The organism is Rhizobium sp. S96, assembly GCF_030382195.1.
In the GTDB taxonomy this organism is placed as follows: Bacteria; Pseudomonadota; Alphaproteobacteria; order Rhizobiales; family Rhizobiaceae; genus Rhizobium.
Genome location: NZ_JAUDRY010000004.1, coordinates 25,874 through 37,511 on the forward strand (window position 1 = coordinate 25,874; position 11,638 = coordinate 37,511).

At 61.7% G+C, this 11,638-nt stretch carries 13 protein-coding genes; 5 read left to right on the plus strand and 8 right to left on the minus strand.

What is annotated here, in order from left to right; all coding sequences use genetic code 11:
* Nucleotides 1-84: 84 nt before the first annotated feature.
* The 3 genes from gatA to QTL94_RS04855 form a co-directional block, all read right to left on the minus strand.
* Nucleotides 85-1,566 (minus strand): Asp-tRNA(Asn)/Glu-tRNA(Gln) amidotransferase subunit GatA, encoded by a 1,482-nt coding sequence (gatA, locus tag QTL94_RS04845; protein WP_065694168.1) that lies wholly within the window; start codon nt 1,564-1,566, stop codon nt 85-87.
* Between the two features lie 55 nt (nt 1,567-1,621).
* Nucleotides 1,622-1,909, minus strand: a complete 288-nt coding sequence (gatC, locus tag QTL94_RS04850; RefSeq protein ID WP_065694167.1) for an Asp-tRNA(Asn)/Glu-tRNA(Gln) amidotransferase subunit GatC — start codon at nt 1,907-1,909, stop codon at nt 1,622-1,624.
* Between the two features lie 123 nt (nt 1,910-2,032).
* Nucleotides 2,033-2,737, minus strand: a complete 705-nt coding sequence (locus tag QTL94_RS04855) for a metal-dependent hydrolase (RefSeq protein ID WP_065694166.1) — start codon at nt 2,735-2,737, stop codon at nt 2,033-2,035.
* Between the two features lie 119 nt (nt 2,738-2,856).
* On the opposite strand from QTL94_RS04855, the gene ruvX reads away from it, so the two are divergent.
* A complete protein-coding gene (gene ruvX / locus QTL94_RS04860; protein WP_065694165.1) occupies nt 2,857-3,351 on the plus strand; it encodes a Holliday junction resolvase RuvX in 495 nt (164 codons plus the stop codon).
* Here ruvX and QTL94_RS04865 read toward each other — a convergent pair.
* The 4 genes from QTL94_RS04865 to QTL94_RS04880 form a co-directional block, all read right to left on the minus strand.
* Nucleotides 3,288-3,620 (minus strand): DUF6105 family protein, encoded by a 333-nt coding sequence (locus QTL94_RS04865; RefSeq protein WP_065694164.1) that lies wholly within the window; start codon nt 3,618-3,620, stop codon nt 3,288-3,290. The genes ruvX and QTL94_RS04865 overlap by 64 nt on opposite strands.
* A gap of 289 nt (nt 3,621-3,909) precedes the next feature.
* Complete coding sequence (locus QTL94_RS04870; RefSeq protein WP_065694162.1) at nt 3,910-4,572, minus strand: TetR/AcrR family transcriptional regulator; 663 nt, start codon at nt 4,570-4,572, stop codon at nt 3,910-3,912.
* A 146-nt stretch (nt 4,573-4,718) separates the two neighbouring features.
* On the minus strand, nt 4,719-5,336 hold the full coding sequence (locus QTL94_RS04875) for a GNAT family N-acetyltransferase (protein WP_065694161.1): 618 nt from the start codon (nt 5,334-5,336) through the stop codon (nt 4,719-4,721).
* Nucleotides 5,336-6,985, minus strand: coding sequence for an acyl-CoA dehydrogenase family protein (locus tag QTL94_RS04880; protein WP_289800785.1), 1,650 nt, complete (start codon nt 6,983-6,985; stop codon nt 5,336-5,338). Before QTL94_RS04880 ends, QTL94_RS04875 begins: the two co-directional genes overlap by 1 nt.
* A gap of 181 nt (nt 6,986-7,166) precedes the next feature.
* Here QTL94_RS04880 and QTL94_RS04885 point away from each other — a divergent pair, with 181 nt between their 5' ends.
* Genes QTL94_RS04885 through dprA form a run of 4 tightly spaced genes read left to right on the plus strand, consistent with a single transcriptional unit; the run spans nt 7,167 to nt 11,208 of the window.
* Nucleotides 7,167-8,123, plus strand: coding sequence for an aspartate carbamoyltransferase catalytic subunit (locus QTL94_RS04885; protein ID WP_289800786.1), 957 nt, complete (start codon nt 7,167-7,169; stop codon nt 8,121-8,123).
* Nucleotides 8,120-9,409 (plus strand): dihydroorotase, encoded by a 1,290-nt coding sequence (locus tag QTL94_RS04890; protein WP_289800787.1) that lies wholly within the window; start codon nt 8,120-8,122, stop codon nt 9,407-9,409. The genes QTL94_RS04885 and QTL94_RS04890 overlap by 4 nt, the downstream gene beginning before the upstream one ends.
* A gap of 28 nt (nt 9,410-9,437) precedes the next feature.
* Nucleotides 9,438-10,058, plus strand: coding sequence for a glycerol-3-phosphate 1-O-acyltransferase PlsY (gene plsY / locus QTL94_RS04895; protein WP_289800788.1), 621 nt, complete (start codon nt 9,438-9,440; stop codon nt 10,056-10,058).
* A 1-nt stretch (nt 10,059) separates the two neighbouring features.
* Nucleotides 10,060-11,208 carry a DNA-processing protein DprA gene (gene dprA / locus QTL94_RS04900; protein WP_289800789.1) on the plus strand — a complete coding sequence of 383 codons (1,149 nt, stop codon included), beginning with the start codon at nt 10,060-10,062 and terminating at the stop codon, nt 11,206-11,208.
* A gap of 4 nt (nt 11,209-11,212) precedes the next feature.
* Here the strand turns inward: dprA and QTL94_RS04905 are convergent, their stop codons facing one another.
* On the minus strand, nt 11,213-11,392 hold the full coding sequence (locus QTL94_RS04905) for a hypothetical protein (RefSeq protein ID WP_065694155.1): 180 nt from the start codon (nt 11,390-11,392) through the stop codon (nt 11,213-11,215).
* Nucleotides 11,393-11,638 lie beyond the last annotated feature (246 nt).

Below are 11,638 nucleotides of genomic sequence, written 5' to 3' on the forward strand. Positions count from 1 at the left end.
ATGCGTCAGATTTCCAAGCCGTAAAACCGACTTCGCCGACCAGGGTGTGGTCGGCGAAGGTCATGTCTCTGATTTTCCGCTCGCTTACCACCACTTGGCGGGGGTGAAGCGGCCGGCGGCCTGTTCGATCACATGCGCCGTCTTGAAGAGGGTTTCCTCTTCGAACGGCTTGCCGATCAGCTGCAGGCCGAGCGGCAGACCCTTGTGGTCGAGGCCGGCGGGAACGGCGATGCCCGGCAGGCCGGCCATGTTGACCGTGACCGTGAAGATGTCGTTCAGGTACATCTTGACCGGATCGGATGCGAGATCCTCGTCGGCGATGCCGAAGGCGGAAGACGGGGTCGCAGGCGTCAGGATAGCGTCGACGCCGGCATGGAAAGCCAGATCGAAGTCGCGCTTGATCAGCGTGCGGACCTTCTGCGCCTGGATGTAGTAGGCGTCGTAGTAACCCGCAGACAGGACGTAGGTGCCGATCATGATGCGGCGCTTGACCTCCTTGCCGAAACCGGCGGCACGGGTCTTCTCGTACATGTCGGCAATGTCCTTGCCGTCGACGCGCAGGCCGTAGCGCACGCCATCGTAGCGGGCGAGGTTCGAAGAGGCCTCGGCGGGAGCGACGATGTAGTAGGCCGGCAGCGCATACTTCGTGTGCGGCAGCGAGATGTTGACGATCTCGGCGCCGGCGTCCTTCAGCCAGGCGATACCCTGCTGCCAGAGCGTTTCGATCTCTTCCGGCATGCCATCGACGCGATATTCGTTCGGGATACCGATCTTCATGCCCTTCAGCGACTGGCCGAGGGCGGCTTCATAGTTCGGAACCGGCAAGTCGACGGAGGTCGTATCCTTGGCATCGACCGACGCCATCGACCGCAGAAGGATGGCAGCGTCGCGCACGTCGCGGGCGATCGGGCCGGCCTGATCGAGCGAGGATGCGAAGGCAACGGTACCCCAGCGCGAGCAGCGTCCATAGGTCGGCTTGATACCGACGGTGCCGGTGAAGGCAGCCGGCTGGCGGATCGAGCCGCCGGTGTCTGTCGCGGTTGCGCCGGCGCAAAGATGTGCCGCCACGGCAGCGGCCGAGCCACCTGAGGAACCGCCGGGAACGAGCTGCTGGTTGGAACCGGCTGCACGCCACGGGTTGATGACCGCGCCGTAATGCGAGGTTTCGTTGGACGACCCCATGGCGAACTCGTCCATGTTCAGCTTGCCGAGCATGACGGCGCCGTCGTCCCAAAGGTTCTGCGTGACGGTCGATTCGTAATGCGGCTTGAAGCCGTCCAGGATGTGACTGCAGGCCTGGGTGTGGATGCCTTCGGTGGCGAAGAGATCCTTGATGCCGAGCGGAATGCCTTCAAGCTCGCCGCCCTTGCCGCCGGCAAGACGGGCGTCGGAGGCTTCGGCCATCTGCAGCGCCTTTTCGGGCGTGACCTTGATATAGGCGTTGAGCTTGTCGTTGGCCGCCTCGATCGCCGAGATATAGGCCTCGGTCAGTTCGGTCGCTTTGATCTCCTTGGCGCGCAGCTTGGTGCGGGCTTCGGCAATGGTCAGGCTGGTAAGTTCGCTCATGATGTTTCGCTTCAAATCTGGAATGGCAATGGTGTCGGAACGAGGCGGAAAAGCCCTATTCGACGACTTTGGGTACCAGGAAGAAATTCTGATCGGTGACCGGAGCGTTCGACACGATATCGGCAGCCTTGTTGCCATCCGTAACGTCGTCGGTGCGCTTCTTCATTGCCATCGGCGTGACGGAGGTCATTGCCTCGACACCCTCGACGTTGACTTCGGACAGTTGCTCGACGAACCCAAGGATACCATTCAACTCGCCGACCATGCGGTTTGCCTCATCCTCGGAGACGGCAATACGGGCAAGGCGCGCTACGCGCTTAACGGTGGCAAGGTCGACGGACATGGCATTCTCCGGATGGGATTTTTCCTATCGCTATAAAGGCCATGTCCGCCGCGCGCAACGGGCTGCATTTTCGATTGCGCAGAATTCCTGCCCTCAAACCGAAGCGATTTGAGGGCGCAGGCATCAGAACGAAAGGCTCTCCGCCGGCTTGATCGCCTTTACGCCGGTCTTCGAGCCTTCCATGCCGGCGACGAACTTCTCCGGCGTCTGGTCGATGATCGGGAAAGTGCCGTAGTGGCAGGGGATCGCCGTCTTGAAGTTGAAGTAACGCTGGCAGGCGAGTGCGGCGACGGCACCGCCCATGGTAAAGCGGTCGCCAACCGGGACGAGACCGATATCAGGCTGGTGCAGTTCGTTGATCAGCGCCATGTCCGAAAAGATATCCGTATCGCCCATGGCAAAGATCGATGCCTCGTCGTCAAAGTGCAGCATCAGGCCGTTGGCGTTGCCGAGCGCGTGGGAAACCCCGTCCTCGGTGATCTGCGCAGAGGAGTGCAGCGCATTGGTGAAGGTCGCGGAGAAACCGCCAAGCGAGATCGTGCCGCCGGTATTGCCCATCTCGATCTTCGACAGGCCCTTGGAGCCGAGCCATGCAGCAAGGTCGGCGTTGGCGAGAACGACCGCACCGGTCTCCTTGGCAAGTGCCACCGTGTCGCCAACATGGTCGCCGTGACCGTGGGTCAGCAGAATGTGGGTTACGCCCGATGTCACGTCCTTCAGGTCCTGGCCGGCGAAGGAAGCGTTGTGCGTGAGGAACGGGTCGAGGAGGATTTTCGCCTTTCCGGTCTCGATGCGGAAAGCGGAATGACCAAGCCAAGTGATCTTCATGAAATTTCTCCTTTTATTATGTGATGCAAAAGCCTGCTTCGATCGTTATGGACATAACCGATGCAGCCACAAAGAAAAGCGGCGGCAGCTTCAATTTCTTTTGACGGGATGAAACGACGATGACGGTGCTGACGATCGAGGAACTGGCGGCAGCGCTTCGGCCGGGGCAAGCCATAGCCGGGCTAGACCTGGGGACGAAGACGATCGGGCTTTCGATGTCGGATCTCGGCCGGCGATTCTCGACTCCGCGCCCGGTCATCAAGCGCGAGAAATTCACCGTAGATGCCGAGGTGCTTCTGAGCTTCGCTGAAAAGGAAAAGGTCGCGGGCTTCGTCATCGGGCTGCCGATGAACATGGACGGCTCTGCCGGTCCGCGCGTCCAGGCGACACGCGCCTTCGTTCGCAACATGGAGCAGAAGACCGCGCTGCCGTTCGTCTATTGGGACGAGAGACTGTCGACGGTTGCCGCCGAACGGGCGCTTCTGGAGATGGACGTGTCACGCGCCAAGCGCGCCGAACGCATCGATTCGGCAGCGGCGAGCTTTATCCTTCAAGGAGCCCTGGACAGGCTATCCTTGCTATCGAGGACGGCAGCCGACGGCTTCGAAGCCTGACGCGCCTGCCACCACGCGATGATGGCCTTGCGCTTGCGGTAGCCCAGGATCGCGAAGACGATCAGGCTGTCGACCACAATGGCGCGCGCGACCAGCGGCGGAATGGTTTCCGGCGGAATACCCAGAACATTGCCGTAAATCTGGAACGTCAGGTCATGCACCTGTCGGGTCAGCATGAAGATGCCGAAATTCATGTCGTAGTAGGAAAGCCAGTACCAGCCCGCCAGAAAAACAATCGGACCGGCCCAGAAGATCAGGAACCACTTCATGCGGTCGCCCTTCTTTCTCGTTTGGCGACTGGCCGCTCGTGTGAGACCAGCCATGTCGACAATGCCATCAGACCCAGAACCAGCGCCGGCACTGCAATATCCAACGCGAGCACCGCGAAAAACATCATCGCGGCTACAAGGAACGCGGCTCTCGCGATTTTGGTTCCCATGATTCCAGACACTCAATACTTTTGAACTGTCCGTACCCTGTCCCCTTAACCGCCGAGGCGCAACGTAAACCATTTGTTAAGGTTAACGCCGATGGGTGTGCCTGTGGAAAGCCCTGCCCTCAGCCGTAGACCCCACGGACGATACGCTTGAGCGCGGTTGCCGCCTTATCCCAGTCCTTCGCCGTCTTCAGCGCCAGCCCGGCGCATTGGCCGCCGGCGGATGCCGACAACACGAGATGCTGGATGGCCGCGATCAGAATGGCGTTGACGGCGACAACGTCGACGCCCTTCGGTGGTGTCAGCGAACCGCGCATGCGCTCGAGCCAAGTGGCCAGAGCCTTCGAGCGCGCTTCGGAAAGCCGCCTGACCTGCTCGGTGTTTTCGGACACCTCCCAGGCGACGATGCGACGAACCAGAGGGTCATCCCGCAAGGCTTCCAGGAAAAGCAGTGACAGGCGCTCCATCAGGTCGCCGTAAGTGAGGAGGAACATGCCGCCGGTGTCTTCCGGTATTCGATCCTTGACCCACGTGCCGAGATCAGCGCCGATCGCCTCGACAAGCCCGTTCAGTCCACCGTAATAGCGATAGATCAGCTGCTTGTCGCAGCCGGCGCGGCGGGCAACCGCATTGATGCCGAAATTCTGAAACCCCTCCTCCGCAAGCAGAGCCTTGGCCGCCTTCAGGATCGCCTTTTCAGTGGCACCGCGGTCACGCACGCGCTTCTCGGGTTCAGCGCGCGGTGCGCCGGCGATGGGTGTCAAAACCATGGGATCATTCAGCATCAGGGATTCGGGTCCGATTTGTCACTCATCGGTGAGTAACAACGCACCTCCGAACCGGCAACGGACAGAGCCTTGAAAGATTGTGGACAGTTTCGTTCAACCACAGCAAATCGCGCACCATCACCGGATGGCGACATTGCGCGATACTAGAGAGCCTGCCCGAACCAGACCGACCGTTCCGACGGCTCTACAAACGGCGCGCCAAGGCGGTTGAACCCGCGCGAACCCCAGAACCGCAATGCGTTGTGATTGTCCGCATTGGCGCCGAGATGCACTCCGCAGACGCCGGCGTTTCGAGCCTGCGACAGCCATAGATCAAGAAGCCTGGTTCCCATGCCCTGCCCCTGCAATCGCGGCAGCAGATTCATATGGATATGCGCTGGAAATGCCTCGACCATTACTGCAGGCGAGCGAGCCGGATGATGGATTGCTGCGATGCGCTTCTGGTCTGCGTTCCACGCAGAAGGATCGCCCAGCGGCTCTCTGTAGGCCCGCCGAAGCGTTGGCCACCAATCGCGCTCGAGCTCTGCCTCGAATGCCACGGTATCGTGCACGCCGACGATATATCCCGCCACGCCATCATCGTCTTCGGCAACGAAGGCCGTCTGCGGGCTGAGTTGAACGTAGGGGGCGGAATAAATGTGGCCGATGAGTTTGCCATCGTCGTAGAGAGCAGAGGCATCCCGTCCGGATTCACCGGTCAGCAGCGAGATCGCGTAGATCTGCTCGAGGTCGTCGGGCCGAACAGCGCGAATCTCGGTCATCAGCTTGCCGGCGGATAGAGCAGATCGACGATGTAGCTGGCGTCGAACCGCGAATCGAGCATGCCATAGGTGGATCGCCATCCACCCGCGAGACGGGTTTCGATGAAGGCATCGGCGATGCGCCCTGCCCCCAGCCGGTAAAGCTCCGCGGCGCCGGCAGCGAGCGCGAGCTGCTCGACCAGAAGGCGGGCAGCCCCCTCATCGCGTTCGCAAAGCGCCATTGCCGCGCGCAGCACGTCGATGGTCTTCTTGCCTGCCGGACCGAGATCGCGTGCGAGACCGGCAAACACGGTCTCGAAGAGATCCTTGCCGCGGTTCAGAATGCGCAGAACATCCAGCGCCATGACATTGCCGGAGCCTTCCCAGATCGCATTGACGGGCGCTTCGCGGTAGTGCCGGGCGATCGGACGTTCCTCGATGTAGCCGCTGCCACCGATGCATTCCATCGCTTCGTAGATCAGCGCCGGCGCGATCTTGCAGCACCAGTATTTGGCAACCGGCGTCATGACCCTCGCATAGGCCGCCTCTTCAGCGCTGCCGCGGGCCTTGTCGAAGGCGTCCGCGAGGCGGAACGACAGCGCGGTGGCTGCGGCGACGTCGAGCGCCATGTCCGCGAGGACACGCGTCATGATCGGCTGGCTGACCAGCATCTTGCCGAAGACGCTGCGACCGCGCGTATGGTGGACGGCTTCGGCGAGCGAGGCGCGCATGATCCCCGACGACGCCAGGGCGCAATCGAGACGCGTCAGCGTCACCATGTCGAGGATGGTGCGAACGCCGGCATCCGGACCGCCGAGCAGGAAGCCGAAGGTGTCGTTGAACTCGACTTCCGACGATGCGTTGGAGCGATTGCCCACCTTGTCCTTCAGGCGCTGGAACTGCAGGCCGTTGGCGGAGCCATCTTCCAGTAGGCGCGGGACGAGAAAGCAGCCCATCCCTTCCTTCGTTTGCGCGAGCATGATGAAGGCATCGCTCATCGGCGCGGACATGAACCATTTGTGGCCCGAGAGCCTGTAGATGCCCTCACTGACCTTCTCGGCATTTGTCGTGTTGGATCGGACGTCGGTTCCACCCTGCTTTTCGGTCATGCCCATGCCGATCGTCACGGCCGACTTCTGCATGGCGGGCTTGTTGGTGGAATCGTACTTGCGCGAAAGAATCTTCGGCGCCCAGTCCTTCTGGACGGCCGGCGAGGCCGACAGAGCCGCCACCGAGGCGCTCGTCATGGTCAGCGGGCAAAGGTGCCCGGATTCGAGCTGCGCGGTCAGGTAGAAGCGAGCGGCACGGACCTTGTGCGCCTGATCCTTGGCATCCGCATCCGCCTGCGGGTCCCAGACCGACGAATGCAGGCCCGATGACATCGACCGACGCATCAGGGCGTGCCAGGCCGGATGGAACTCGACCACATCGAGACGCTCGCCTCTCGGACCATGGGTGCGCAGCTGCGGCGTGCCCTGGTTTGCCATGCGCGCCAGCTCCTGCGCCTCCGGAGAGGTCACATAGCGCCCCATGCTGTCCAGCTCGTCGCGGATGCCGCGCGGCAGCCCGCCGGTCAGATCGACGATGAGCGGATCGGACCTGTAGGCGTTGATGCCGGACCACAGGCTCGGCTGATTGAGTTCGGCGAGTTTTTCTTCGGCGGATGTCATGAATCGCTTCTAGTGCAAGAGGCAGGCAAAGGGAAACCGGAAGTTAGATTTCGTCTTGCACTTGCTTTAGCCGAATTTCGGCAAAATTGCAGGGGGAGACGGGTCTTTGCCCACAGCGCATGCTTGCCGCCGTCGCATGCACTCTTTATAGAGCCGCTGACGACAGCATAGAGGCAGGTTCATGGTCTTCTTTCCCCACCGCCACCTCATCGGTATCAAAGGGCTCACAGAGCAGGATATCACCTTTCTCCTCGACAAGGCCGACGAGGCCGTCAAGATCAGTCGGCAGAGAGAAAAGAAAACGTCGAGCCTTCGTGGCCTGACTCAGATCAATCTGTTTTTCGAGGCCTCGACGCGCACGCAGGCGTCCTTCGAGCTCGCCGGCAAGCGCCTCGGCGCCGACGTGATGAACATGTCGGTCGGCAACTCTTCCGTAAAGAAGGGTGAGACGCTGATCGATACGGCGATGACGCTGAACGCGATGCGGCCAGACGTGCTTGTCATCAGGCATTCAAGCGCAGGCGCTGCCGCCCTGCTCGCGCAGAAGGTCTCCTGCTCGGTCGTCAACGCCGGCGACGGCCAGCATGAACATCCGACACAGGCTCTGCTCGACGCGCTGACGATACGCCGCGCCAAGGGCAAGCTTTCGCGCATTATCGTCGCCATCTGCGGCGACGTGCTGCATTCGCGCGTGGCGCGCTCGAACATCCTTCTCCTGAACGCGATGGGCGCGCGGGTGCGCGTGGTTGCCCCTGCGACCCTGCTGCCGGCCGGCATCGCCGACATGGGGGTGGAAGTCTTCCATTCCATGAAGGAAGGCCTGAAGGACGCCGATGTCGTCATGATGCTGCGCTTGCAGCGCGAGCGCATGTCCGGCGCCTTCGTACCGTCGGTGCGCGAATACTTCCACTTCTACGGCCTCGACGCGGAAACGCTGAAGGCGGCGAAGGAAGATGCCCTGGTCATGCACCCCGGACCAATGAACCGGGGCGTGGAAATCGCCTCGGAGGTCGCAGACGGGCCACAGAGCGTGATCGCAGAACAAGTCGAAATGGGCGTCGCCGTACGCATGGCGGTGATGGAGACGCTGCTTGTCTCGCAGAACCACGGCCCCCGCAGCGAAGGAGCCGGCGCATGAGCAACTCGATCGTTTTCCAGAACGTTCGCATCATCGACCCCTCGCGCAATCTCGATGAAATCGGAACGATCGTCGTCGAGGACGGCGTGATCGTGGCCTCGGGCAAGGATGCCAAGAACCATGGTGTGCCCAAGGGTGCCGAGGTTCGCGATTGCAAGGGCCTCATTGCTGCTCCCGGCCTTGTCGATGCGCGCGTTCATATCGGCGAACCCGGCGCGGAACATCGCGAGACCATCGCTTCGGCCAGCCGCGCCGCGGCAGCCGGCGGCGTGACCTCGATCATCATGATGCCGGACACCGACCCTGTGATCGATGACATCGCACTCGTCGAGTTCGTCAAGAAGACGGCAAAGGACAAGGCGCTGGTCAATGTCTACCCGGCAGCGGCCATCACCAAGCATCTGGCCGGCGAGGAGATGACCGAAATCGGCATGCTGATGGAAGCGGGCGCGGTTGCCTTTACCGACGGCCGTTCCAGCCTGCACGACACGCAGGTCTTGCGCCGGGTCATGACCTATGCCCGCGAGTTCGGCGCTGTGATCTCTTGCGAGACGCGCGACAAGTATCTCGGCGCCAGCGGCGTCATGCACGAGGGGCTGTTCGCCAGCTGGCTCGGCCTGGGCGGCATCCCAAAGGAAGCCGAACTCATTCCGCTGGAGCGCGACCTGCGCATCGCCAAGCTGACACGCGGCAAATATCATGCGGCGATGATTTCGGTACCGGAATCGGTCGAGGCAATAGAGCTGGCCAAAAGCCGCGGTGCGACCGTGACCTGCGGCGTCTCCATCAACAACCTGGCGCTCAACGAAAACGACATCGGCGAATACCGCAGCTTCTTCAAGCTCTACCCGCCGCTGCGCTCGGAAGACGATCGCGTGGCGATGGTTGATGCACTGGCACGAGGCGCAATCGACATCATCGTATCCTCGCATGACCCGCAGGACGTGGACACCAAGCGCCTCCCATTCGGCGAAGCTGCCGATGGTGCGATCGGTCTTGAAACGCTGCTGGCGGCGGCTCTGCGGCTCCACCACAGCGGTCAGGTCAGCCTGATGCGGCTCATCGATGCCATGTCGACGCGCCCCGCGCAGATCTTCGGCCTCGAGGCCGGCACACTGAAGCCCGGCGCCAAGGCGGATATCGTGTTGATCGATCTGGACGAGCCTTGGCTTGTTTCGAAAGACATGCTTCTCTCCCGCTCGAAGAACACGCCGTTCGAAGACGCGCGGTTCAGTGGACGGGCTGTCGCGACCTACGTCGCCGGACAGTGCGTGCATACTCTATAAGAAAAGACTGGGAGCGCCCGGAGGGAATATGGTCTCTGATCTCATGACTTGGCAGATCACGCTGCCGATCGCGCTGGCGGCCGCCGTCATCGGCTATCTCTTTGGGTCTATCCCGTTCGGCCTCATACTCACCAAGGCCGCCGGCCTGGGCGACGTGCGCAGCATAGGATCCGGCAATATCGGCGCGACCAACGTGCTGCGGACCGGCAACAAGAAGCTCGCAGCCGCGACCCTTCTCCTCGATGCATTGAAAGCGTCCGCCGCCGCGTGGATCGTCGGATATATCTTCGGTAACGAGGCGGCTCTCATCGCCGGGTTCTTTGCCTTTATCGGCCACCTCTTTCCTGTCTGGCTCGGCTTCAAGGGCGGCAAGGGTGTTGCCACCTATATCGGTACGCTTCTCGGCGTTGCGCCGGTGATGGTCCTTGCCTTTGCGCTGGTGTGGTTGGCGGTTGCGTTCATCACGCGATATTCGTCGCTTTCCGCGCTGGTTGCGATGCTTGTCATTCCGGTTGCATTGTGGATACTAGGCGCAGAAAAGGTTGCAGCGGTAATGGCAATCATGACCGCCATTTCCTACTGGAAACACAAGACCAATATCTCGCGACTGATAAGCGGGACGGAAAGCAAGATCGGGGCGAAGGGGTAGGATGGACACTCGCAGCGCAAGGCCAAAAGGAATTGCGCTGACGGACCGGCAACGCATCGCGTGGCTGCGTCTCATTCGCTCTGACAATGTCGGACCGGCGACCTTCCGGGACCTCATCAATCATTTCGGTTCGGCCGAGACGGCACTCGCGGCCTTGCCCGAACTCTCGGCGCGCGGTGGCGCGACGCGCTCGATCCGCATCGCCACCGAAACTGAAGCTCACCGCGAGCTGGAAGCCGCGCATCGATTCGGGGCGCGGTTCGTCGGCATCGGCGAGCCGGACTATCCCCAGGCGCTGAAACAGATCGAAGGCGCCCCACCGCTGCTCGCCGTAAAGGGAAATCTTTCGGCCGCAACACAGCCGGCGGCCGGCGTCGTCGGCTCGCGCAATGCCTCGATCAGCGGCGCAAAGTTCGCGGCAATGATCGCGGGAGAATGCGGGAGAGCGGGCTATGCGATCGTTTCCGGCCTGGCTCGCGGCATCGACACGGCCGCCCATCGCGCGAGCCTCGACACCGGGACGATTGCCGCAATGGCAGGTGGGCTGGACCAGCCCTACCCTCCTGAAAATGCGGGGCTGCTCAACGATATCTGGAACACCAATGGTCTCGCCGTCAGCGAGATGCCGTTCGGCTGGGAGCCACGGGCGCGTGATTTTCCGCGACGCAACCGGCTGATCGCCGGAATTTCTCTCGGCGTCGTGGTCGTCGAGGCGGCAACGCGTTCGGGATCACTGATCACGGCCCGCCTTGCGGGCGAGTTCGGCAGGCTTGTGTTTGCTGTGCCGGGGTCGCCGCTCGACCCGCGCTGTCACGGCACCAACGGCCTGCTGAAGGACGGCGCTATGATCGTCACCTCTCCTGGTGACGTCATCGATGCACTGGCGCCGCTGTCACAGCTGGATCTTTTTGCTGTGCCCGTGGCAGAGGAACCGGAGCATGGCGGCGGATTCTCGTTGTTGCCGCCCGATGACACCGATCGCGCACGGATCACGGATGCCCTGGGGCCGGCCCCGGTCGAGATCGATGACATCATCCGGCACACCGGACTCACGGCCTCGGCCGTATACCTTGTCCTGTTGGAACTGGATCTCGCCGGTCGCCTGCATCGCCACCCGGGCGGCCTAGTTTCTCTTGCAATGGATGGCTGACGTCTTACATACGGGCCTGCAGGTCGCCGGCTTCGACATAGGCCATTTCGATAAGGTAGCAGAGCATGTCGGCCTTCTCCTTTTCCGCCACCTGGCGCAACTCTGCCAGCATCTGCCTGACGAAGGCGATGTTCTCGCGGGAGCTGGATCGACCGGCATCCTGTTTTGCGTATTTGGCCGCCATGAATGACTCATGTCCAGATAGAGAGAGGCTGCACGACGCAGCCGGAACCACACGTCAAAAACGATAGCGCAATAATCAGAAATTGCAACAACGCACTTATCCTCCCCAGGTTGCATCGCGTTGTAATCAGTAAAAATGCATGCAAACCACTTGACCGAAACGATTTCCCTGTCCATGTCGGAGACCGGCAACCATGACAGGGCAGGCCTTCTGCCTACCTATCCGCCAGCCCCAGTATCCTTTTTA